The organism is Streptomyces sp. NPDC054887 (assembly GCF_053610585.1).
On record NZ_JBSGYQ010000026.1, the window covers coordinates 22,394 to 45,481 of the forward strand.

The window sequence follows — 23,088 nt, forward strand, 5'->3', positions numbered from 1 at the left end:
TTGACAACAAGCTGTCATCATGACAGCATCTTGTCATCGAATCCGAGGAGACCGTCATGACACGCACGACCGTGCACCTCGCCGTCTACGACACCTTCGCCGACTGGGAGACGGGCCACACCACGGCGCACCTGGCCCGCAGCGGCTGCGCCGTGCGGACCGTCGCCGCCTCGCGCAGCCCCGTGACGACCATGGGCGGCATGCGCGTCCAGCCCGACCTCGCCCTCGACGACGTACGCCCCGGGGACAGCGCGCTGCTGATCCTCACCGGCGCGAGCCTCTGGGACACCTCCGACGACCTGGCCCCCTTCGCCCGCAAGGCCCGGGAGTTCCTCGGCGCGGGCGTGCCGGTCGCCGCCATCTGCGGCGCGACGGCGGGTCTGGCCCGCGAGGGGCTGCTCGACGACCGCGCGCACACCAGCGCCGTCTCCTTCTACCTGGCGGCGACCGGTTACAAGGGCGCCGACCACTACCGCGAGGCGGACGCGGTCACCGACGAGGACGGCCTGCTGATCACCGCGGGGCCGACCGAGCCGGTCGCGTTCGCCCGGGAGGTCTTCGCGCGGCTCGGTGTGTACGAGGGCGAGAAGCTCGACGCCTGGTACCGGCTGTTCCACGACTCGGACGCGTCCGCCTTCGAGGTGCTGGAGTCGTGAGCGGCGAGCAGGAGCTGCTGAGCCGTACCGCCCTCGGCACCTTCCGCCTCAACGGCCAGTTCCTCGCGATCTCCGAGGAACTGGCCCGCCCGGCCGGGCTGACCGCCGCCTGGTGGCAGGTCATCGGCGCGGTGCTGCGCGAACCGCTGCCCGTGGCCGGCATCGCCCGCACCATGGGGATCACCCGCCAGAGCGTGCAGCGCATCGCCGACCTGCTGGTGACCAAGGGGCTCGCGGAGTACGCCGCCAACCCGGCCCACCGCAGGGCCAAGCTGCTGCGCCCCACCGAGGCGGGGAGGGAGGCCGTACGGAAGATCGAGCCGGGGCACGCCGCGCTCGCGGCGCGGCTCGCGGCGGCGCTGGGCGAGGACGGGTTCGCCGAGACGGTCCGCGTACTGGAGCGGCTCTCCGACGCGCTGGAGACGTTGACGGAACCGTAGGCCGCTTCGGGCCCGTCCTTGTCGTACCGGCGCACTATTCTCGGGGTGACGTTCCGGGGGAGGGGTGGCGCTGCCATGGAGAGACTTGGACCGGCCGACCCGCAACGGATCGGCGCGTACCGGCTGTTGGGGCGCCTCGGCGCGGGTGGCATGGGGCAGGTGTACCTGGCGCGCTCGGACCGCGGCCGCACGGTCGCGGTCAAGCTGGTGCGCCAGGAGCTGGCCGAGCAGGAGGAGTTCCGCGCCCGGTTCCGCCAGGAGGTGGCGGCCGCGAGACGGGTCGGCGGCCGGTGGACCGCGCCGGTGCTGGACGCCGACACGGAAGCGGCCGTCCCCTGGGTGGCCACCGGGTACGTGGCCGGCCCGGACCTGCACACCGTCGTCTCCGGGGACGGCCCGCTCCCGGAGCGCTCCGTCCACATCCTGGGGACCGGTCTGGCCCAGGCGCTGCGCGACATCCACGCGGCCGGGCTGATCCACCGCGACCTGAAGCCGTCCAACGTGCTGGTCACCATCGACGGCCCCCGCGTCATCGACTTCGGCATCGCGCGCGCCCTGGAAACCCTCACGGACGCGGCGGCGCTGACCCGCACCGGCGCCCTGGTCGGCTCCCCCGGCTTCATGGCCCCCGAGCAGGTGCGCGGCGAGCGGATCACGCCCGCCTGCGACGTCTTCTGCCTGGGTTCCGTCCTGGCGTACGCGGCGACGGGCCGCCTCCCCTTCGGCACGGCCGACAGCGGGGTGCACGCCCTGATGTACCGCATAGCGACCGAGCCGCCGACCCTGGAGGGCATCCCTGAGGGCCTCCAGGACCTGATCGGCGCGTGCCTGCGCAAGGACCCGGCCGCGCGCCCCTCACTCGACGACGTGCTGGAGCGGACCCGCGGCGGAGACGGCGGAGACCCCTGGCTGCCCGCCGCCCTGGTGGCCCGGCTCGGCCGCCACGCGATCGAGCTGCTGGACACCGAGGACCCGGCGGAGCCGGACCGCGGCGGGGGCGGCGCACCGGCGGACGCCCGGCCGGGACCGGCCCCCGGGCCCGCTCCCGGCGCCGGGACGCCGGGCCCCGCCCCGCACGCCACACCGACGGTCGTCACGCACCAGCCGGTCCAGCCGCCGGCCCCGCCGCCCGCTCCGGGTGCCCACCCCGCCCCGTACGCCCAGCACACCCGGCCGGCCCACCACACCCCGTACGCCCAGCCCGCCCCTCACACCCCGCCCGGCGGCCACACCCCGCCCGGCGGCTACGGCTACCCGGCGCCGCAGTACGCCTACCGGGCACCGGCGGACCCGCCGCCCCGCAGCGGCGGTTCGACCGCCGCGCTGGTCGCGGTCGCGCTGGTCGTGGCGCTGGCGGCCGGAGGCTCGGTGTACGCGTACCTGAACGCGGGCGACGGGAAGGACCACCGGACGTCCCGCACGACGGACAGCACACCGACCGTCCAGGGCGACTCCCGGACACCGGGCCAGGACGACCCCAAGCCCCCCGCCACCCCTGAAGGCGGCCGGATTCCCGCCGCCTACCTGGGGACCTGGACCGGCGGCCTGGACAGCGGGGCCGGCCACAGCACCCGCCGCCTGACCATCCGGCAGGGAAAGGCCGGCGACACCGTACTGTCCCTCACCGCGGACGGCCCCCTGGCGGGCGGCGGCACGTACCACTGCGTCTTCCGGGCGGAGCTGGCCGCCGCCCCGTCGGGCTCCGGCGGACCCCTGCGCATCGGCCCGTCCACGGTCACCACCGGCGAGCCGCTGAGCTCCTGCTCGCCCGGCGCGGCCACCGAGATCACGCTGCTGTCCGACGGCCGCCTGCGCCGGACGAACCCCGCCAACGGCGAGTCCCTGACCTACGACCGGGCGCCCTGACGGCGCCGGGAGCGCACGAAGGGCCGTGGCGCGGTGCCACGGCCCTCCGTCGTCGAGCGGATACCGCTAGATGAACGAGTTGATCTCGATCGTCTCGGTGCGGCCCGGACCGACGCCGATCGCGGAGATCGGCGCGCCCGACATCTCCTCGAGCGCCTTCACGTAGGCCTTCGCGTTCTTCGGGAGATCGTCGAAGGTCTTCGCCTTGGTGATGTCCTCGGACCAGCCGGGGAGGTTCTCGTAGATCGGCTTCGCGTGGTGGAAGTCGGTCTGGTTGTACGGGAGCTCCTCGACGCGCCTGCCGTCGATCTCGTACGCCACGCACACCGGGATCTGCTCCCAGCCGGTCAGCACGTCCAGCTTCGTGAGGAAGAAGTCCGTGAGACCGTTGACCCGCGTCGCGTACCGCGCGATCGGCGCGTCGAACCAGCCGCAGCGCCGGTCGCGGCCGGTGGTGACACCGCGCTCGCCGCCGATGCGGCGCAGCGCCTCGCCGTCCTCGTCGAACAGCTCCGTCGGGAACGGACCCGCGCCGACGCGCGTCGTGTACGCCTTGAGGATGCCGATGACCCGGCTGATCTTCGTGGGACCGACGCCGGTACCCGTGCAGGCGCCGCCCGCGGTCGGGTTCGACGACGTGACGAAGGGGTACGTGCCGTGGTCGACGTCGAGCAGCGTGCCCTGGCCGCCCTCGAAGAGGACGACCTTGTCCTCGTCGAGCGCGTTGTTCAGGATCAGCGTCGTGTCGGCGACGTACTGCTTGATGTTCTCGCCGTGCGTCAGCAGCTCTTCGACGATCTGCCCGGCCTCGATCGCGCGGCGGTTGTACAGCTTCGTGAGGAGCTGGTTCTTGATCTCCAGAGCCGCCTCGACCTTTTGGGTCAGGATCGACTCGTCGTAGAGGTCCTGCACGCGGATGCCGGTGCGGTTGATCTTGTCCGCGTACGTCGGGCCGATACCGCGGCCCGTGGTGCCGATCTTGCGCTTGCCGAGGAAGCGTTCCGTCACCTTGTCGACCGTGACGTTGTACGTCGTGATGACGTGCGCGTTGCCGCTGATCAGGAGCTTGGACGTGTCGACGCCTCGCTCGTTCAGACCGCTCAGCTCGGAGAGCAGGACCGACGGGTCGATGACGACGCCGTTTCCGATGACCGGCGTGCACTCAGGCGAGAGGATTCCGGAAGGGAGGAGATGCAGCGCATACTTCTGGTCGCCGACGACAACCGTGTGGCCGGCGTTGTTGCCGCCCTGATAGCGCACTACATAGTCCACGGATCCACCGAGCAGGTCGGTGGCCTTTCCCTTGCCTTCGTCACCCCACTGAGCACCGAGCAGCACAAGTGCGGGCACAGGCGTACACCCCTTCCGGGCGGGGCATGTCCAAGGTCAGGGGGCGTACGTACGGCGTACACCTGATACTGAGCCGTCGGACCGGTTGCCCCGGAATAGACGAAGCCCCTGGCGCAATAGCGCAAGGGGCTCTTGCACAAAGATGCTACCCGAGGAAGGACCGAGGTGTCGGCTCCAGAGCCCGCCGCGAACACCGCGCACCCGCTGCTGGTGGTCATCGACCCGGTCGCCCGGCGTACGGACGGCGAGTCCGTGCGTATCGCCAAGGACGTCCTGTGCGCCGGCGCCAACGTCAGAATCTGCCTGCCCGAGGGGCCGGAGGAGTTCGCGCGGGCCCTGTCCCGCCGGGGCAGCCGCCGCCCCGTGGTGGTCGGCGACGACCGGGCGCTGCTGCGCGCGGTGGCCCTGCTGCACCGGGAGAGGGAGCTCGGCGCCGGGGCCCTCGCGCTGATCCCGGTGGGCGCGTCCGTGGACATCGCGCAGGCGCTCGGGGTGCCGACGGGGGCGGTGGCGGCGGCCCGCGCGGTCCTGGAGGGCGCGGTGCGGCGGCTGGACCTGCTGGTCGACGACAGCGACGGCGTGGTCCTCGGCGACCTGCGGATCCCGGCGGCGCCGTCGAAGGCGGCCGCCGCCGCGTCCGTCTGGGGCACCTGCCGCTCGCTGGTGCGCACGCTGGTGCGGCCCGCGCCGCAGGCGGCGCCCCCGCAGCCCGTCCGTACGTACCGGCTGCGCGTCGAGGCGGACGGGGTGCTGCTGAACGACCTCGACCGGCCGGTGGAGGACGTCTCGGTGTGCTCGCGCGCCGGGCGCGCCGAGGTGGTGATCCGGCACCGGGGCGGTGAGCACGTGCGGGTGGACGCCCTGGCGGTGACGGTGTCCGGGCCGGACTTCCGCTACCGGGCGGACGCGCTGGTGGCCGGACCCGTGCGCACCCGGACGTGGACGGTGCGGCCGGGCGCCTGGTCGCTGACCGTGCCGGCCTGACGCCAGGTCCCGCCCCGGGGGCGGCGCACCGGCTCGCCCGCCGGTTCGCTACGGTGCTCACGCCGGTGCCGCCCGGGGCCCTGTGACACTTCTGTGACGGCCCGGCACCGGGAGCGCCGCCGGAAAGTCGGTAGCGTCGTACCGGCACATGGCAGACCGCGATCCACGCACCGGGAGGGCACGTGGCCGAGGGCCCGGAGTCGACCAGGCGAGTCGACGAGTCCGAATTCCTCGCAATGAGCGGGCAGGACCCCGCGCAGGCGAGAGTGCTGCGCAAGTCCCTGGAGGAGCTCGCGTCGGGCCGGGGCGGTGACGCCCTCAAGGAGATGGCCCAGGAGGTCCTTTCGGGACGCGCGGGTCTGCGGGACGCGCTGAACGTGTCCGCGTACTCCGACCAGCTCGTCGCGCAGGCGGCTCCCATGGCCGAGAAGTGGGCGGCGCTCTCGTCCGCCGAACGCGAGGCCCTCGCCGCCGAGGGCGAGCGGAGCATGGCCGAGGAGCAGCGGCGGATCGACGAGGAGCGCCGTACGCCGCAGAGCGACACGGGCGCCAAGTCCCGCCACGACGGCCGGGGCTGGTCGCTGTACTGAGCGGGCCGCCGGATGTGCGAGAGCGCTCCGGCCTCCCCCCTCGCCTTCCGGGCCCCACGGGCACCTTTCGGGGCAATCGACTTCCAGAGCAGGAGCAGACGTGGGCTTTCGGGTGGAGCCGGGCGCGATCGACGGCTTTTCGAAGCTCGTGGGGCGGGCGGCCGACGGCGGCAATCAGGCCGTCGCGTTCACGGCCAACGCGCAGATCGACACCATGGCGGGCGGCCAGCTCTGGGACCTGGTCGCCGGTGATCACAACGCGTACGTGGCGAGTGCCAAGGGCGCGTTGCAGAAGGTGCAGAGGGTTCTCGAATCCTCGCGGCAGGAGCTGGCCAAGTCGGCCGCGTACTACCGCGAGACGGACCACGACCAGGCCGCCAAGCTGGACGCCACCATGCCGGGGTCCAAGGGGGCGGGGCTGCCGCAGAGCGGCGACGCCCAGGACTTCTCCGACGCGGCCAACGCCGCCGGCCAGTTGAAGAAGCCGGGTGACAGCGACAACCCGCTGGTGAAGTACGGCCAGGGGCATGCCGACGAGTACATGATGAGCCCGGTCCAGAAGGTGCTGGGCTCCACCCTCGACCTGGGCAGCCCGTCGGCCATGGCCGTGGAGGCGTCGAAGCTGCTCTTCGGCTTCGACCCCTTCGGCGAGGTGAACAACTGGATCTTCGGGGACTGGAACAAGTACAACGACTGCGCGGACGTCTGGGAAGGGCTCGCCGGGTTCTGCGACGCGGTGACGGCCAACCTGAAGAAGGGCAACGGGAACGTCGGCCTCAGCTGGTCCGGCAACGCCTCGGACGCCGCCCGGGTCTACTTCGACGAGTTCGCCGGGAAGCTCGCCGAGATCAAGGAGACCTTCGACTCCCTGCGGACCTGCTACAAGCAGGCCGCGCAGATGGCCTTCCAGTTCGGCGAGTTCCTGAAGTCCTTCATGGTCATGTTCTGTGACGCCCTGGTCATCTGGCTGGTGAACCTGGCCGCCGCACAGGCCGCCAACCTCATCCCGGTCGGCGGGCAGGTGGCCTCCGCCGCGATGTTCGCCCTCGCGGCGGCGCAGGCGCTGCGGATCATGGCCATGTGGGCCGAGGCGTCGAAGGCGTTCGACGCCATGGCCTCCGCCCTGAGCGCCATCGCCCTGACCCTGTCCACGGCGGTGAACGGCTTCTCGGCGGCGGACGGCTTCCCCGAGGTCAGCACCAGTGGGTACGACCACCAAGCGGTCTAGGAAGGACGGCCCGCGTGTTCCCGTACGACAACATCGACCACCTCGACACGTTCCTGTCGAAGGTCCGCCTCGGCGCCCTCGTGACCGTGCCCGCGTACCTGGCGCTGCTGTTCTTCCTCACCAGTGAGGAGGGATGGCACTGGAGCTTCCTCGTCTTCTGCGTGCTGCCGCCGCTGACGGCGTTCCTGGGGTTCCGCGCGAAGCGGGACATCCGGCCGGGGCTCGGCATGGCGGCCCTCGCACTGGCCGTCGCGCCCGTGCCCCTGGTCGGCGCCGTCGAGCTCCTCTAGCCCCGGTACGCCCGCCCGTCACACCTCGACGTGCAGCTCCCGCAGCCCCCGGATGACGAACCCGGGCTTCCACCGCGGCTCCCCGGCCAGCCGCATGTCCGGCGCCCGGCACAGCAACTCACCGAAGGACGCCGCCAGTTCGAGCCGGGCGAGCGGGGCGCCCAGGCAGTAGTGGATGCCGGCCCCCAGCGACACATGCGGGTTGTCGGTCCGGGCCGGGTCGAACACCTCGGGCCGGTCGAAGGCCGCCGGATCCCGGTTCGCCGAACCGAAAAGCAGTGCCACCTCCGCGCCGCGCGGAATCACCGTCCCGCCGACCTCGATGTCGTCGAGCACCCAGCGCTCGAAGAGCTGGAGCGGGGTGTCGTACCGCAGCAACTCCTCGACGGCGGTGGGCAGCAGGCCGTGGTCGGCGCGCAGCGCAGCGAGCTGCTCCGGGTGGCGCAGCAGCGTCCACCAGCCGTTGGCCGTGGTGTTCACCGTCGCCTCGTGGCCCGCGTTCAGCAGCAGCACGCACGTCGAAATCATCTCCTGCTCGCTGAGCCGGTCGCCGCCCTCGTCGTGGGCGGCGATCAGCGCCGAGACCAGGTCCTGGCCCGGGTCCGCGCGGCGTACGGCGATCAACTCCCGCAGGTACGCGGAGAACTCGACGGACGCCCGGACCGCGCGCCGGGCGGTCTCCTCCGGCGGGTTCAGTTCGTACATCCCGCAGATGTCCGCCGACCAGGGCCGCAGCAGTGCCCGGTCCGACTCCGGGATGCCGAGCATCTCCGCGATGACCGCGACCGGCAGCGGCTCGGCGACGGCGGTCAGCAGGTCGCCGCCGCCCTCCGCCACGAACGCCCCGACCAGCTCCGCCGCCAGCCGCCGCACGGTCGGCGCCAGCCGCTCGACGGTACGCGGCGTGAACGCCTTCGAGACGAGGCGGCGGATGCGGGTGTGGTCCGAGGCCTCCAGGTCCAGCATGCCGTGGTCGTTCAGGACGTGGAACGGCTCGTGGCCGGGGGGCGGCGGCGTACGGCCGAACTCCTCGTGCGTGAAGCGGTGCAGGTACGTACGGCCGAGCCGGCGGTCGCGCAGCAGCGCGGAGACGTCGGCGTGGTGCGGGATCAGCCACTGCCGGGTGGGCTCGTACCAGTGCGCACGGCCCCCGGCGCGCAGCTCGGCACAGGCCGGGTACGGGTCGGCGACGAAGGAGGGCGACCAGGGATCGAACGTCTCTGCCATGAGGAGACGCTAGCGGACGTACTTCTTGAGCTCCTCCGTATCGAGCACGATACCGACGGGATCGGGGAGGGCGAGGGACGCACCGAACCTCACCGTGGTGGCAGTGCGGTAGCCGTCCGCTGCGGGATCGCTGTGCACAGTGACGGTGCCGTCATCGCGGTCGATCAACAGATAGCAGGGAATACCAGTGGCGGCGTAGGCGGCCGGCTTCTCTTTGCGGTCGCGCCGGTCGGTGTCCGAGTCGTAGGAGGTGACTTCGACCGTCATCAGGACTCCCTCCGGGTCGGCCCAGTCGCCCTGCCCGGCGAAAGCCTCGTCCGGGGCGAGGACGCCGTCCGGCTTGGCCCGGCCTTTGCGGTAGGTATCCACCCGCAAGCCGAGCTCACCACCGGCGTAAAGCCACAGATCCGCACGGACCTGCATGCAGCGCTTCTGCAGCCACCGGATGATCTCGCTGTGGTCGCCGTCCGTCATCCCCTTGACCCCGATCCGTCCGTCGATGAACTCGAACCTGACGGAATCGGACTCTCTCTCTACGAGTGCGGCGATCTTTTCGAACTCCTCGACCGACATCTGAACCGTGCGCTCAGCCATAACCGTCATGGTGCACCCCCTTCTGTGCGGACACCAGTGTGGCCAGGCCAAAGCCGGTTCGGTCGGTAACCACACCCGATCACCCATGTGGGTGATCACCTACCCCGGCGTCACCAGCCGCGCCTCGTACGCGAACACCGCCGCCTGCGTGCGGTCGCGCAGGCCCAGTTTCACCAGGACCCGGCTGACGTGCGTCTTGATCGTGGACTCGGCCACCACCAGGTGTGAGGCGATCTCCGCGTTCGACAGGCCCTGGGCGATGAGGACCAGCACCTCCGTCTCGCGCTCCGTCAGGTCGCCGATCTGGGCGAGCGCGGGCGGGCGCGGGGCCTCGGACAGCTTCGAGAACTCCGAGATCAGGCGCTTGGTGACGGTCGGGGCGAGCAGCGCCTCGCCGGACGCCACCACCCGGACGCCGTCGGCGAGCTGCCGCGCCGACGCGTCCTTGAGCAGGAAGCCCGACGCGCCGGCCCGCAGCGCCTGGTAGACGTACTCGTCCAGATCGAACGTCGTCAGGACCAGGACCTTCGCGTCCGCGTCGGCGGCCACGATCTCGCGGGTGGCGTCGATGCCGTTCAGCTCGGGCATGCGGATGTCCATCAGGACCACGTCCGGGCGCAGGGCGGCGACCTGCGCGATCGCCTCGCGGCCGTTCACCGCCTCGCCCACGACCTCGATCTCGGGCATCGCGTTGAGGAGGACCGTGAAGCCCTCGCGGACCATGATCTGGTCGTCGACGATCAGTACCCGAATGGTCATGACGCCGTCTCCGGCGCGACGGCGGGCGCGGCCGCAGGGACCGGGATGAACGCCGCCACCTCGTAGCCGCCGTCCTCGGTCGCCTCCGCCGTCATCTCGCCGTTCAGCATCGAGACCCGCTCCCGCATCCCCGTGATCCCGTGCCCGGCCCCGGGCGACGGCTTGACCAGGCCCTGCGGCGCGGTGTTCACGATCCGCAGGCCCAGGCCGCCCAGCACGTACGCGACCTCCACCTTGGCAGTGGAGCCCGGCGCGTGGCGCAGCGTGTTGCTCAGCGCCTCCTGGATGATCCGGTAGGCCGAGAGCTCCACGCCCTGCGGCAGTTCGCGCACCGATCCCGTCACCGTCGGGTCCACCGTCAGGCCCGCGTCCCGAACGTTGGTGAACAGCCCGTCGAGGTCGGCCAGCGTCGGCTGCGGGGCGTCCGGCGCCGCGTAGTCCTCGGCCCGTACGACGCCCAGCACGCGGCGCAGCTCGGTGAGCGCGGCCACCGCGTTCTCGCGGATGGTGACGAACGCCTGCTCCAGCTCGGGCGGCGGGTTCTCGACCCGGTACGGGGCGGCCTCCGCCTGGATGGCGACCACCGACATGTGGTGTGCGACGACGTCGTGCAGCTCGCGGGCGATGGTCGTCCGCTCCTCCAGCAGGGTCCGCCGGTCCCGCTCCACGGCGGTGACGGTCTTCTGGACGGTGACCTCGCGCTGCGCCTCGCGCCGGACGCTCACCAGCGCGGTCGTGAGCAGCGCGAACGCGGAGAACACCAGCATCTGCGGGCTGTCGGAGCTGTAACCCACGCCCAGGAAGCCCTCGGCGAAGAGCGCGTACACGGCCGTGCAGGCCCACATCCAGGCAGCGGTGCGCGGCCGGGTCCTGGCGGCGACGACGACCATTACGGCGAGGTGCGCCACGAAGGAGGAAGGCGTCCACGGCCAGCCGTCCCAGTAGTGGCCCAGGACGCCGACGACCGGCGTCGACAACAGCGACACCCACCAGGCCCCGGCCGGCCTGACCAGCGTCATCACCAGGGCGGCTGCGGGTATGAAGCCCGCGAGGAGCGCGCTGAGGCTGCCCCCTCCGCTGTCGGCGACGACGGCGGAGAGCAGCAGCACGAACATCGCCGTCCCCACCACCACGGCGTGCGGGGTCCACGCGGCGTACCTGCGCAGCCGTCCCGGCAGCCGCCGGGTCAGCGCCCCGTCCGTGCGCATCGGCGGCAGCGGCCGGTAGGCGAAGGCGTCGTGGAACAGATCCTGGCGCAGGCCGCTCAGCGCGCCCACGGCAAGACGGAACTCGGGACTGCGGGTCTTCTCGGTCACGTACGAAACGGTAGGCGAGGCGGCGGTCGCGGTCGTCAGCCGCGATGGGGATCCTGCCGCGTCCGTCCCAGGTACTACGGGCCGCCGCCCCGAAGGCCGCGCCGCGCGGGCTCGGACGCGCGTCGGCGCCCGTGCTCCCGCCGCCGTACCCGGACCCGCTCAGTACGCGAGCTGTTCGATCTCCTGCGCGACCACCGCGCACGCGTCCGCCGCCGGGTCGATCAGGGGGAAGTGGCCGACGTCCTCCAGGAGCGTCAGCCAGACCGGTTCCCCGGCCTTCGCCGCCGCGTCGGTGTAGGACTCGGCGACCGCCTGCGGCACGACGATGTCGGTGCGGCCCTGCACCAGCACGGTGGCGATACCGGTCGGCAGCAGCGCGGCCGGGTCGGCGTACGGCCTGCGCTCGTCGAAGTGCTCCTTGCCGCCGAGCAGCTGGGCGGTCGCGCCCCCGCACACGCCCAGCTCGTCGGCGGCCGTGAAGTCCGCGATCGGCGCCAGCGCGACGACGCCGCGCAGCGCCGGCGCCGCCGGCAGGTGCCACGGCGTGTCCGGCGTCAGTACGTGCCGGGCGGCGGCCCACAGCGCGAGGTGGCCGCCGGCCGAGTGGCCCGTGAGGACGACGCGCCGCGTGTCCGCGGCGGGCAGCGCCTCCCTGGCGAGGCCGGGGAGCAGGTCCATCGCCGCGGCGACGTCGTCGAACGTCTCCGGCCAGCGCCCCGCCACCGGATCCGTGCCGCGCTGCTGGGGAAGTTCCCCGCCGCGCCGGTATTCGACGCTGGCGACGGCGAAGCCGCGGCGGGCCAGGAAGTCCGCGAAGGGCGAGACGTGCCGGCGGTCGTACGGGGCCCGCCAGGCGCCGCCGTGCAGCACGACGACCAGCGGGGCCCGGTCCCGGCCGTCGCGCGGCGCGAAGAAGTCGACCACCTGGTCGGGGTGTTCGCCGTACGCCGCGGTGGCGTCCGGGGCGACGGCCGGGTGAGAGAAGACCGACTCCGCCTCGACAGCGTCCCGTTCGGCTGAGGGGTCCGGCATGCGGGGACCAACCCTTCGGTACGTACCGCCAATTGATCTAGATGCCGGGACGCTACCAGCCCGGGAGCCGGCCGGACCGCCGGGTCCGGCCCGGCGGCACGGGTCCGTGCCCCGGGGCCCGGACCCGCCCGGTTCCCGCTCGGGCCGTGCTCAGCTCCCGGCCAGGACGTCGCCCAGCACGCGTGCCGCCCGCTCCGCGTCCGCGAAGCCGACGTAGAGCGGGGTGAAGCCGAAACGCAGCACGTCGGGGCGGCGGAAATCGCCCACCACACCGCGTGCGATCAGCTCCCGCATGACCGCGTCGGCGTCCGCGCCCGCCTCGCAGCGCAGCGAGACCTGGCTGCCGCGTTCGTCGTGCGCGGCCGGGGTCACCGAGGTGACCCGTCCGGGGGCGACGTACGTCTCCACGCACTCCAGGAAGAAGTCCGTCAGGGCGAGCGACTTCTCGCGTACGTCTTCGACGCGGACCCCGTCCCACACGTCGAGGGCGGCTTCGAGGGCCAGCATCGACAGGATGTCGGGGGTGCCGACCCTGCCCCGCGCCGCGCCCCCGGCCGGTGCGTAGCCGGGGGTCATGCCGAAGGGGTCGCTGTGCGAGTTCCAGCCGGGCAGCGGGGAGTCGAAGGCCTCCTGGTGGCGCTCGGCGACGTACAGGTAGGCGGGCGCGCCGGGTCCGCCGTTCAGGTACTTGTACGTGCAGCCGACGGCGAAGTCGACGCCGTGCGCGTCGAGCCCGACCGGCAGCGCGCCCGCGCTGTGGCACAGGTCCCAGACCGTCAGCGCCCCCGCCTCGTGGGCGGCCGCGGTGAGGCCGGGCAGGTCGTGCCGGCGGCCGGTGCGGTAGTCGACGTGGTTGACGAGCGCCACGGCGGTGCGCGGGCCGAGGGCGGCGCGCAGGTCGCCGGGGGCCACGGGGACGATCCGGCGGCCCGTCATGCGCGCGGCGGACTCGGCGATGTAACCGTCCGTCGGGAAGGTCGAGGCGTCGACGAGTATCTCGTCCCTGGACTCCGGCGACAGCCGGGCCGCCCCCACGACCGCCTTGAACACGTTGACACTGGTCGAGTCGCCCACCACGACCTGGCCGGGGGCCGCGCCCACGAGCGGCGCGATCCGGTCGCCGATCCGCTCCGGCGCGGTCCACCAGCCGCTCTCGTCCCAGGAGCGGATGCGCAGCTCGCCCCACTGGCGGGTGACGACGTCGGCCACCCGCTCCGGCACGTGGCGGGGCAGGGCGCCGAGCGAGTTGCCGTCCAGGTACACGGTGCCGTCGTCGTCGAGCGCGAACAGGTCGCGGTGCTTGGCGAGCGCGTCGGCGGCGTCGAGCGCGGCGGCGCGGCGCTGAAGATCGTTCAGGACCTCAGACATGGCTGCGCGCCGTCCACAGCTCGGGGAAGACGTTCTTGGTGGCGCGCTTCTCCAGCCAGGCCACGCCGGCGGAGCCGCCGGTGCCGACCTTGGAGCCCATGGCGCGCCGGGTGGCGACGAGGTGGTCGTTGCGCCAGCGCCACACCAGCTCGCCCACGTCGGTCAGCAGCTCGCCGAGGCGCACCAGTTCACCGTTCTGGTCGCCCTGGTAGAGCTCGGTCCAGACCGCCTCGACCTCGGCGGAGGGCTCGTACTTCTGCGACAGGTCGCGGTCCAGCACGGAGGCGGGCACCGGCAGGCCGCGCCGGGCCAGCAGCCGGAGCGTCTCGTCGTACAGGCTGGGCTCGTGCAGCGCCTTCTCCAGCTCGGCGTACACGCGCGGGGCGCCGCGGTGCGGGACGAGCATCGAGGCGGACTTGTCGCCGAGCAGGAACTCCATCCGCCGGTACATCGCGGACTGGAAGCCGGAGCCCTCGCCGAGCGCGCTGCGGTACGAGTTGAACTGGGCGGGGGTGAGGTGGGCGAGCGGCCGCCAGGAGGCGTTGAGCGCCTCCAGTTCGCGCAGGGAGCGCTTGAGGGCGTCCGTCGCGACCGTCAGGTCGTCCTCGCGGAGCGCCTTCGCGGCGGTCTCCCACTCATGGACGACGACGGTGAACCACAGCTCCATGACCTGGGTCGTCACCAGGAAGACCATCTCTCCCGGATCGTCCGAGAGGGTGTGCTGGAGGTGGGTGAGGACGTCCGCCTGGACGTAGTCCTCGTAGGGAGTGGTGCCCGCGAAGTCGAGGTTCGGGGTGTCCGAACCTGCACCGGGGGCATCGGGGTGTTGCGACATCGCTGTCTCCTCGACACGTGCTTGCAGGTAGCGGTCCGCCCCTTCCTTGTGGCTACGGAGCCCCGGTCCCTTCCCGGCATCATAAGAGGTCGTCGCGGAACGCGGGAGGCCCGTGCCGCCGGCACGGGCCTCCTGACACTGTGACCTGCGCCGACTCAGCCGAGGGTGTCGGCCGCCGCGGGGGAGGAGTCCCGCAGGAAGGACGAGCAGCGCTCGTACTCCTCCTGCTCGCCGATCGACTGCGCGGCGCGGGCGAGCGCGTGCAGCGCGCGCAGGAAGCCGCGGTTCGGCTCGTGCTCCCACGGCACGGGGCCGTGGCCCTTCCAGCCGGCGCGGCGCAGGGCGTCCAGGCCGCGGTGGTAGCCGGTGCGGGCGTACGCGTACGACTCGATCACCCGGCCGTTCTCGAACGCCTCGTCGGCGAGCTGGGCCCAGGCGAGGGAGGAGGAGGGGTACTTCGCGGCGACGTCGGTCGGCGCGGTGCCGTGTCCGAGCAGCTCGCGCGGCTCCGGGTCGTCGGGCAGGTGGGTCGGGGGCGGTCCCCCGAGCAGGTCTTTGTGGATGGCCATGCCCCAAGTCTGCCCTCTCCCCGGGCCGGGCGGGGCCCGGGCCGGCGCGTCACGCCTCCCCGCGGGCCTTTCCGTACCGCTCTTCGCGGCCCTCCGCCGGCTCCTCCAGCGGTGGCGCGGACAGCGGACAGTTGAGGCGCGACTGCGGGGCGCAGGCGCCGGGGCGGGGCGAGCGCACCGTCGTCCAGGCGATCGCCGCGCCGAGCACCAGCACGCCCGCGCACATCGGCAGCGCCCGGCGGAACGTCGCACCGAACTCCGCCGCCGACCGGTACGCCTCCGGGCCCATCCCCGCCAGCAGCGGCAGCGCCGCCACCGCGACCAGGCCGGCCGCGCGCGCGGCGGCGTTGTTGATGCCGCTGGCCATCCCCGCCCGCCCGGTGTCCACGGACGCCAGGACCGTCGCCGTGAGCGGCGCGACCAGGGTCACCATGCCCGCGCCCATCACCAGCATCGCGGGCAGCACGTCCGCCGCGTACGACGCCCCCTCCCCCACCCGCAGCATGAGCAGCGTCCCGCCCGCGCACAGCAGGGGCCCGACCGTGAGCGGGACGCGCGGGCCGATGCGCCGGCCCACTTCGCCCGACTTCGCGGACAGGAAGAGCATGAGCACCGTGGTGGGCAGCAGCGCCGTACCGGCCTGGAGCGCGGAGTAACCCACCACGACCTGCAACTGGAGGGCGGTGAGGAAGAAGAAGCCGCTGAAGGCCGCGTAGACGCACAGCGTCACGGCGTTGACCGCGGCGAACTGCCGGGACTTGAACAGCGTCAGCGGCATCATCGGTTCGGGCCGCCGCTTCTCGACGTACAGGAACACCGCCGCGAGAACGACCCCGGCGACCGCGGAGCCGAGCACCACCGCCGACGGCCCCTGGTCCGGCGCCGCGATCAGCGCGTACGTCACGAGCCCGAGGGACAGCGCGGCGAGCCCCGCGCCGAGTACGTCGAAGCGGCCGTGCGCCCGCGGATCCCGCGACTCCGGTACGTGCCGGAGCGCGACCGGGACGCAGAGCGCGGCCAGCGGCACGTTCAGCAGGAACACCCACCGCCAGCCCGGCCCGTCCACCAGCCAGCCGCCCAGGAAGGGCCCGACGGCCGCGCCGGCCCCGCCGAGCCCGGACCACACCCCCACGGCCCGCGCCCGGTCGTCGGGGTGGAAGGACGCTTGGATCAGCGCGAGGGAGCCGGGGGTGAGGAGGGCCCCGCCGACGCCCTGGAGGGCCCGCGCGGCGATCAGGATCCCGGTGTTCGGGGCGAGGCCGCACAGCAGCGAGGCCACCGCGAACCACACCACGCCGATCACGAAGACCTTCCGCCGCCCGTACCGGTCGCCGAGCGCGCCGCCGAGCAGGATGAATCCGGCGAGCGTGAGCATGTAGGCGTTGACGGTCCACTGGAGGGCCGCGAGGTCGGCGTCCAGGTCCTCCCCGATGCGCGGCAGGGCGACGTTGACGACGGTGGAGTCCAGCATCGCCATGGCGGACCCGAGCACGGTGGTGAGCACGACCCACCGGCCGCGGGCCGAGGACAGCCGAAGGTCCATGGGGGCATCCTCCCGGCTCACGTCCCGGCGGGCCAGTCGAACTGCCGGGCCTGCCCCTTCGTGGCCGGGCGCCGGGCCCGAGGCACCACGCGAAGGGCCCGGCACCGGGTCCCTGCGGACTCGGTGCCGGGCCCCTCCCGTGCTCAGGTGTTACTTGATCTTGGTGCCGGTGGAGCGCAGGTTCCCGCACGCCTCGGTGACGCGCTTGGCCATCGACGCCTCGGCCAGCTTGCCCCAGGTGCGCGGGTCGTACGTCTTCTTCGAGCCGACCTCGCCGTCGACCTTCAGGACGCCGTCGTAGTTGCGGAACATGTGGTCCGCGATCGGACGGGTGAAGGCGTACTGGGTGTCGGTGTCGAGGTTCATCTTCACGACGCCGTTCTCCAGCGCGGTGGCGATCTCCTCGGCCGTGGAGCCGGAACCGCCGTGGAAGACGAAGTCGAACGGCGACGCCTTGCCGTACTTCTCGGCGACGCCCGCCTGGAGGTCCTTGAGCAGCTCGGGGCGGAGCACGACGTTGCCCGGCTTGTAGACGCCGTGCACGTTGCCGAACGAGGCGGCCAGCAGGTAGCGGCCCTTCTCGCCCAGGCCGAGGGCCTCGGCGGTGCGCAGCGCGTCGTCGACGGTCGTGTAGAGCTCGTCGTTGATCTCGTGCGAGACGCCGTCCTCCTCGCCGCCGGTCGGGGTGATCTCGACCTCAAGGATGATCTTCGCGGCGGCGGCCTTCGCGAGCAGCTCCTGGCCGATGGCCAGGTTGTCGGCGAGGGTCTCGGCCGAGCCGTCCCACATGTGGGACTGGAACAGCGGGTTCTGGCCCTTGGCGACGCGCTCGGCGGACACGTCGATCAGCGGACGTACGTACGTGTCCAGCTTGTCCTTGGGGCAGTGGTCCGTGTGCAGCGCGACGGTCACCGGGTACTTCTCGGCGACGATGTGCGCGAACTCGGCCAGCGCGACCGCGCCGGTCACCATGTCCTTCGCGTACTGGCCACCGAGGAACTCGGCGCCTCCGGTGGAGATCTGGATGATGCCGTCGCTCTCGGCCTCCGCGAAACCGCGCAGCGCCGCGTGCAAGGTCTGGGTCGAGGTCACGTTGATGGCCGGGTAGGCGAACTTGCCTGCCTTCGCCCGGTCGAGCATCTCGTTGTAGACCTCGGGGGTTGCGATGGGCATCTGTCCGCTCCTTATGACGTGCGGGTGAGTGGTGCTGGGCCCTGACCTGGGGGCGACGTCATCGTCGCCCCCATCTTTCCAGATCCTCGCCGCGACTCCACAGGGCGCACGGCCCGTACCTGCGCGAAGGGCGGACTGTTTCACGTGAAACAGTCCGCCCTCGACGAAAAGCACAGGTCAGGCCAGGTGGCCGCTCGGACTAGGCGAGGCCGAGCTCCTCCAGCGAGTACGCGTTGATGTACGGGAGGCCCGCTTCAGCGATCTTGGGCGCGGCACCCCGCTCCACGATCACGGCGACGCCGACGACCTCACCGCCGGCCTCACGGACCGCCTCGACGGCGGTCAGCGGCGAGCCGCCGGTGGTCGAGACGTCCTCGACGACCAGGCAGCGGCGGCCCTTGACGTCCGTGCCCTCGATGCGGCGCTGCATGCCGTGCGCCTTGCCGGCCTTGCGTACGACGAAGGCGTCGAGCCGCCGGCCGCGCGCGGCGGAGGCGTGCAGCATCGAGGTGGCCACCGGGTCGGCGCCCAGCGTGAGGCCGCCCACGCAGTCGTAGTCCAGGTCGGTGGTGGCGTCGAGCATCACCTGGCCGACCATCGGCGCGGCCTCGCCGTCCAGCGTGATCCGGCGCAGGTCGATGTACCAGTCGGCCTCGATCCCCGAAGACAGGGTCACCTTGCCGTGCACCACGGCCTTGTCCTTGATCTGCTGGAGCAGCTCACCACGTACGTCAGTCATGCCATGAGCTTAAAGCCGCCGCCAGGTCCAGATGGTCTCGATCTCCAGCGGCTCGATGGGTGTCACGAACCGGGGCATCGTGTTGAGACCGTTCGGCGGCCCCGACTGCGGCTCCACGCACACCGCTTCGGCCTGCTCGTCGTACACCACGACCCACTCGGCGCGGCTGGTCACCTTCAGTTCGAGCTGCCCGGGCCAGGTGAGCGTGACGTCCACGCCGTCCGGCATGCCGAAGCAGTCGTCCCACGGCCCGGGGCGGAGAGGGACGCGCCGGCCGGTGGGGAGGTGGTCGTCGCCGCGCTCCTCCTGCCAGGCCGGGGCGAAGTCGATCACGACGTCCCCGGCGTCCGCGCCACCGAGGTTGCGGAGGAACCAGGGGTGCCAGCCGGCCTGCGCGGGGAAGGAGTCGCCGTACGTCTCGATCCCCATCGTCAGAGTGAGGGAGTTCTCGGCCAGCCCGAACGCCTGCGTGACCCGGCCCGGGTACGGCCACGGGTCGGCGAGGTCGTACGTGAACGCGGCCTCGCTCTTCTCCAGCCGCGCGGTGTGCCAGGCGGCGTCGCGGCCCGTGCCGTGGATGGCGTGGGGCGGCGAGTTGAGCGGCAGCTGATGCGCCGTCGCGCCGTTGAGGAACCTGCCGTGGTTCAGCCGGCCGCACCACGGCACCATCGGGAAGCAGCCGTACCGCTCCCCCTGGCGCAGCAGTTCGGTCCCGGCGATGCGCAGGCCGGTGATGCGGCAGCCGTTGTCCTGGGCGATGGTCAGCTCGGCGTCGCCCGCCGCCAGACGTGTCTCTTGGGTGCTCACATGCCGACCCTACGGGTCCGCCGCCCGGCGGGGCGCCCGTAACGGGCCGAGCGGCGCCGGGACTCAGCGCCTGCGGCGCAGCACCCGGCCCACCACCACCGCCGACGCCAGCGCGAGCGCAGCCGCCGGGGCGATCCAGCGGAGCGTGTCGGTCGTCGACGACGACTGCGGCGCCGGCACGGGGGCGTAACGCCCGCGCGGCGGCGCGTGGTCGACCTCCTCGGCGCTGCGCCCGATCATCGTGCGTCGTGCGTGGGCCGCCTCGGCCGGCGGCTCCGCCGGCGACGGCATCTCGGGTACGTCGGCCAGGTCGTCCGGGATCTCCGGCACCTCGGCCAGGGGGTCGAGCGACGGCGGCGGCACCTCCGTGTCGAAGACCGACTGCCGGGAGTCGTCCGCCGTCGCGGCCTCTTCGGCCGCTGCCCCGCCGCCCTCGGCCGCCGCGTCCGCGCAGCGGCCGGTGAAGCGGTCCAGCAGCCGGTGGGCCGCGGACAGCGTCGCCCCGGCGTCGAGGTCCGCGATGCGGCCGTCGCCGGTCGCCTTTCCCGTGTACGTCACCGTCGTACCGTCGTCCGTCTCCGTCAGGCGCACCGTCAGGGCCAGCTCCACGCCGCCCGAGCCGCGCGCCTCCGTGCCCTCGCCCGCCACGGCGAAGGTGCCGTCGGGCCGTCCGGTGACGCGGAGGGAGCCCCGGTAGGTGATGGTGTGACCGTCGATGCGGACCTTCAGCCGCCCGGCGAGGGGCCCGGACGCCTCGTCGGCGTCCTGCTGGAGCCCGGGGACGCAGCGCGCGACCCGGGCGGGGTCCCCGAGCACCTGTCGGAGGGCCTCTGCCGGAACCGGAACGAACACCTCATGCTCCATGGGAACCGAGCCTACTCACGCGCGACCGTCATGCACCCGTGTCTGCGAGGAATCGGCACAGGTGATCCGGCCGGGGCCCCCGGTGACGTCCGCCGGAGCGACGTGCCGGGCGGCCGTGCGGAGGCGCGGGGCGGCCGTCCCGGCCCCGGAGCGCCGGCAGCCCCCGGCTCAGTGCGTGTAGCGCGGATGCACCAGCGTCGACGGGCGCACCCCCGCCAGCCGCGTCCCCTCCGCCGACCGCTGCGCCGCCCGCAGGACCGCCGGCGAGAGCGACCGCAGCCGGGGGGCGTCGGCCGCAAGCCCGAGCCCGGGGAGCGTGCCCCGGGCGGCCAGTACGAAGCCCCAGTCGTGCGGCGCCCGGGACGCGCCCGAAGCCCGGTCGGGTCCCGCCGTGAACCCGGAGAGGCGGCCGGTGGCACGGTACGGACGCGTCCGCAGGCCCGCCGCACGCAGCGTCGCCTCGACCGTCCAGTAGGTCATCGGCCGCGTGGCCAGCGGCCCGGCGTGGACGACCATGCGCCCGCCGCCCGCGAGGACGCGCGAGGCCAGCCCGTAGAACTCCTGCGAGTACAGCTTGGTGCTCGGGGTGATGCCGGGATCGGGCAGGTCCGAGATCACCACGTCGTACGGCCGCCCGGCCCGCCCCTGCTCGCGCAGCCAGGTGAACGCGTCGGCGGTGTCGACGCGCACCCGGGGGTCGCGGTGCGCCCCGCCGTTGAGCGCCGCCAGGGCGGGGTCCGTACGGGCCAGCTCGACGACGGCCGGGTCCAGTTCGACCACCGTGACCGACTCCACCCCCGGGTAGCGCAGCACCTCGCGGGCCGCCAGGCCGTCGCCGCCGCCGAGGATCGCCACGCGGGCGTGGGGGCCGCGCATCGCGGGGTGCACCAGCGCCTCGTGGTACCGGTGCTCGTCGCGGCCGCTCACCCGCAGCCGGCCGTCGAGGAAGAGGTCGAGCGGCCCGCCGGGAGCGCCGGTGACGACGATCTCCTGAAGCTGCGTCTGTACGGCGACCCGCACCCGCTCGCCGTACACCGCCCGCCGCGCCGCGCGCTCGAAGTCGCCGACGAGGGCGGTGGCGGTGGCGAGCAGCGCCAGCACCACCGCGTTCGCCACCACCAGCAGCCAGCGCTCGCGCCGGGTCAGTTCACGCCGGAAGAGCCACAGCACCAGCGCGCCGCCCGCCACCGCGTTGACCGCGCCGGTGAGCAGCGCGCCCGTCAACTGGCCGAGCAGCGGCAGCAGGAGGAACGGGAAGGCGAGCCCGCCGACCAGCGCCCCGACGTAGTCCGCGGCGAAGAGGTCCGCCACGTCGCCGCTGGTGTCCCGGCGTTCACCCCGCCGGGACACCCGCTGGATCAGCGTCATGAGCAGCGGGATCTCGGCACCGATGAGCACGCCGATGGTCAGCGAGAAGCCGACCAGCGCGTACCGCGCCCCGCCGACCCAGGCGAACGTCGCGTAGAGCACCAGCGCCGAGCCGCCGCCGACCAGCGCCAGCGCGGCCTCCAGCAGGCCGAAGCCCACGGCCGCGCGGCACCGCAGCCGCTTGGCGAGCAGCGAACCGAGGCCCATCGCGAAGACCATCACGGAGAGCACGACGGACGCCTGGGTGACCGAGTCCCCGATCAAGTACGAGGCGAGGGCGACCAGTTCCAGCTCGTACACGAGTCCGCACGCGGCGCAGACGAACACCACGCCGAGCACCAGGAACCGGCCCGTCCGCGGCCGCACGGGCAGGGCCGCGGGAGCCTCCGGGGCCGACAGCGACACAGGCGAATCGATCACCATGCGAACGCTACGTCACAGAGGACGCACTACCCGTCACCCACACGGGTGCAACTAGAGCGCGGCAGGCATACGTACGCCGACCCGTGATCGCGTCACCACCAACTGCCCCTCCTGGGGGTACGCGTGCCAGGTGCGCCATCTCACCTGCCCCTCGTATCTCTGGGCCAGCATCGCGGTGAAGGCGTGCGGGCTGCCCGGAAACGTTCCCGCCAGGCTGTTGGGGTGGTCGGCGACCAGGGCGAGCAGTTCCTGGGCCCGTCCCGCGAACTGGCCCCGGGTGAGCGTCTCGACGCGCGCGGCGAATTCGTACTCCCATTCGCCGAGCCTCTTCGCCACCCCGAGGGGGAGCGGCGTACTGCTGCCCGGCATGCAGGCGACCGTCTCGGAACAGAAGCCCTCCCCCTCCTCCAGGAGCACTTGATGGGAGGCCCCGAGAAGCCTCAACTGGAGAGCCGCGCCGTCGAGTTGGAGATCGAGCACGGCCAGGGCCGGCAGCGGCTCGCGCCCCAGCGCCCAGGCGAGATCGGCGGCGCGCGTGTCGGTGTAGGCAGTCTTGATAGTCGTGAGCATGAGTGGGCTCCGCAGACAGGCGTTTGGAATGGTGGACCGGGGTCACCCGGGGGGTGGGGCCGGAGGAGATTCGGGGACCGCCTGCTCGGGTCCACATGAGGTACGAGGGCTGTTGTCCGACAGCGAGGGAATCATGAAGTGCGCTGGACTCACAGCGTTTTTACCCAACTTGGAGTGGTTTCCATCCCCTCGGGGGCTGCCCGGTTCACCTGTTCAACGACATAGCGCCCGACGGGAGTTGTCCCGTCGGGCGCATGGTTCGGACGCTTGAAGAGGTGCTGTTGTGGTGCCCGGAAAAGCGGCGTCCCCGCGCGGAACGCGGTGGCCGGTGCGCGGAGAGCGGCGCCCCCGCGCACCGGCCGCCGCCCTGCCGGGGGGGGGGCGAGGGGCCCCGGGGGGGGGCCCCCCCCCCCCCCCCCCCACCCCCCCCCCCCCCCCCCCCCCCCCACCCCCCCCCCCCCCCCCCAAAAAACCCGCGCGCCAGGGGGCGGGCCACC

The 23,088-nt window shown here is 72.9% G+C and carries 23 protein-coding genes; 7 read left to right on the top strand and 16 right to left on the bottom strand.

All coding sequences use genetic code 11. The features are described from left to right. The first annotated feature begins 56 nt into the window (after positions 1 to 56). The 3 genes from ACWGH0_RS16815 to ACWGH0_RS16825 all read left to right on the top strand — a co-directional run bounded on the left by ACWGH0_RS16815 (position 57) and on the right by ACWGH0_RS16825 (position 2,962). Complete coding sequence (locus tag ACWGH0_RS16815) at positions 57 to 656, top strand: DJ-1/PfpI family protein (RefSeq protein WP_453404894.1); 600 nt, start codon at positions 57 to 59, stop codon at positions 654 to 656. Beyond that, entirely contained in the window at positions 653 to 1,096 is a 444-nt protein-coding gene (locus tag ACWGH0_RS16820) for a MarR family winged helix-turn-helix transcriptional regulator (RefSeq protein WP_453404895.1), read from the top strand. The genes ACWGH0_RS16815 and ACWGH0_RS16820 overlap by 4 nt, the downstream gene beginning before the upstream one ends. Before the next feature lie 75 nt (positions 1,097 to 1,171). Further along, a complete protein-coding gene (locus tag ACWGH0_RS16825) occupies positions 1,172 to 2,962 on the top strand; it encodes a serine/threonine-protein kinase (protein ID WP_453404896.1) in 1,791 nt (596 codons plus the stop codon). 66 nt (positions 2,963 to 3,028) lie between these two features. Here ACWGH0_RS16825 and ACWGH0_RS16830 read toward each other — a convergent pair whose 3' ends face one another. Beyond that, positions 3,029 to 4,312: an adenylosuccinate synthase gene (locus ACWGH0_RS16830; protein WP_453404897.1), complete on the bottom strand. Its 1,284-nt coding sequence runs from the start codon at positions 4,310 to 4,312 to the stop codon at positions 3,029 to 3,031. A gap of 165 nt (positions 4,313 to 4,477) precedes the next feature. Here ACWGH0_RS16830 and ACWGH0_RS16835 point away from each other — a divergent pair, with 165 nt between their 5' ends. The 4 genes from ACWGH0_RS16835 to ACWGH0_RS16850 all read left to right on the top strand — a co-directional run bounded on the left by ACWGH0_RS16835 (position 4,478) and on the right by ACWGH0_RS16850 (position 7,404). Beyond that, positions 4,478 to 5,296, top strand: a complete 819-nt coding sequence (locus tag ACWGH0_RS16835) for a diacylglycerol kinase (protein WP_453404898.1) — start codon at positions 4,478 to 4,480, stop codon at positions 5,294 to 5,296. A gap of 182 nt (positions 5,297 to 5,478) precedes the next feature. Continuing rightward, entirely contained in the window at positions 5,479 to 5,886 is a 408-nt protein-coding gene (locus ACWGH0_RS16840; protein ID WP_453404899.1) for a hypothetical protein, read from the top strand. Positions 5,887 to 5,986: 100 nt separating this feature from the next. Then, positions 5,987 to 7,114 carry a WXG100 family type VII secretion target gene (locus ACWGH0_RS16845; RefSeq protein ID WP_453404900.1) on the top strand — a complete coding sequence of 376 codons (1,128 nt, stop codon included), beginning with the start codon at positions 5,987 to 5,989 and terminating at the stop codon, positions 7,112 to 7,114. Between the two features lie 14 nt (positions 7,115 to 7,128). After that, positions 7,129 to 7,404, top strand: a complete 276-nt coding sequence (locus ACWGH0_RS16850) for a hypothetical protein (RefSeq protein ID WP_453404901.1) — start codon at positions 7,129 to 7,131, stop codon at positions 7,402 to 7,404. Between the two features lie 18 nt (positions 7,405 to 7,422). Here the strand turns inward: ACWGH0_RS16850 and ACWGH0_RS16855 are convergent, their stop codons facing one another. From ACWGH0_RS16855 to ACWGH0_RS16925, 15 genes are all read right to left on the bottom strand, one after another. Continuing rightward, positions 7,423 to 8,631 (bottom strand): cytochrome P450, encoded by a 1,209-nt coding sequence (locus ACWGH0_RS16855; protein ID WP_453404902.1) that lies wholly within the window; start codon positions 8,629 to 8,631, stop codon positions 7,423 to 7,425. Between the two features lie 9 nt (positions 8,632 to 8,640). Continuing rightward, positions 8,641 to 9,234, bottom strand: coding sequence for a Uma2 family endonuclease (locus ACWGH0_RS16860; RefSeq protein ID WP_453404903.1), 594 nt, complete (start codon positions 9,232 to 9,234; stop codon positions 8,641 to 8,643). Positions 9,235 to 9,324: 90 nt separating this feature from the next. Then, positions 9,325 to 9,984, bottom strand: coding sequence for a response regulator (locus ACWGH0_RS16865; protein WP_453404904.1), 660 nt, complete (start codon positions 9,982 to 9,984; stop codon positions 9,325 to 9,327). Then, entirely contained in the window at positions 9,981 to 11,339 is a 1,359-nt protein-coding gene (locus ACWGH0_RS16870) for a sensor histidine kinase (protein WP_453404965.1), read from the bottom strand. Before ACWGH0_RS16870 ends, ACWGH0_RS16865 begins: the two co-directional genes overlap by 4 nt. Before the next feature lie 120 nt (positions 11,340 to 11,459). Further along, positions 11,460 to 12,332 (bottom strand): alpha/beta hydrolase, encoded by an 873-nt coding sequence (locus ACWGH0_RS16875; RefSeq protein WP_453404905.1) that lies wholly within the window; start codon positions 12,330 to 12,332, stop codon positions 11,460 to 11,462. Positions 12,333 to 12,482: 150 nt separating this feature from the next. Beyond that, complete coding sequence (gene kynU, locus ACWGH0_RS16880) at positions 12,483 to 13,700, bottom strand: kynureninase (RefSeq protein WP_453404906.1); 1,218 nt, start codon at positions 13,698 to 13,700, stop codon at positions 12,483 to 12,485. Continuing rightward, entirely contained in the window at positions 13,693 to 14,535 is an 843-nt protein-coding gene (locus ACWGH0_RS16885; RefSeq protein ID WP_453404907.1) for a tryptophan 2,3-dioxygenase family protein, read from the bottom strand. The genes kynU and ACWGH0_RS16885 overlap by 8 nt, the downstream gene beginning before the upstream one ends. Positions 14,536 to 14,690: 155 nt before the next feature. Further along, a complete protein-coding gene (locus ACWGH0_RS16890; protein ID WP_453404908.1) occupies positions 14,691 to 15,104 on the bottom strand; it encodes a DUF3151 domain-containing protein in 414 nt (137 codons plus the stop codon). Between the two features lie 49 nt (positions 15,105 to 15,153). Then, entirely contained in the window at positions 15,154 to 16,647 is a 1,494-nt protein-coding gene (locus tag ACWGH0_RS16895) for an MFS transporter (RefSeq protein WP_453404909.1), read from the bottom strand. A 150-nt stretch (positions 16,648 to 16,797) separates the two neighbouring features. Beyond that, a complete protein-coding gene (gene fbaA, locus ACWGH0_RS16900; protein WP_453404910.1) occupies positions 16,798 to 17,820 on the bottom strand; it encodes a class II fructose-bisphosphate aldolase in 1,023 nt (340 codons plus the stop codon). Positions 17,821 to 18,019: 199 nt separating this feature from the next. Next, entirely contained in the window at positions 18,020 to 18,559 is a 540-nt protein-coding gene (gene pyrE / locus ACWGH0_RS16905) for an orotate phosphoribosyltransferase (protein ID WP_453404911.1), read from the bottom strand. Between the two features lie 9 nt (positions 18,560 to 18,568). Beyond that, positions 18,569 to 19,366, bottom strand: a complete 798-nt coding sequence (locus tag ACWGH0_RS16910) for an aldose epimerase family protein (protein WP_453404912.1) — start codon at positions 19,364 to 19,366, stop codon at positions 18,569 to 18,571. A 63-nt stretch (positions 19,367 to 19,429) separates the two neighbouring features. Beyond that, positions 19,430 to 20,230, bottom strand: a complete 801-nt coding sequence (locus ACWGH0_RS16915) for an SRPBCC domain-containing protein (protein WP_453404913.1) — start codon at positions 20,228 to 20,230, stop codon at positions 19,430 to 19,432. A 168-nt stretch (positions 20,231 to 20,398) separates the two neighbouring features. Next, on the bottom strand, positions 20,399 to 22,018 hold the full coding sequence (locus ACWGH0_RS16920; RefSeq protein ID WP_453404914.1) for a polyamine aminopropyltransferase: 1,620 nt from the start codon (positions 22,016 to 22,018) through the stop codon (positions 20,399 to 20,401). Positions 22,019 to 22,072: 54 nt separating this feature from the next. After that, positions 22,073 to 22,591 (bottom strand): DUF2617 family protein, encoded by a 519-nt coding sequence (locus tag ACWGH0_RS16925; protein WP_453404915.1) that lies wholly within the window; start codon positions 22,589 to 22,591, stop codon positions 22,073 to 22,075. Positions 22,592 to 23,088 lie beyond the last annotated feature (497 nt).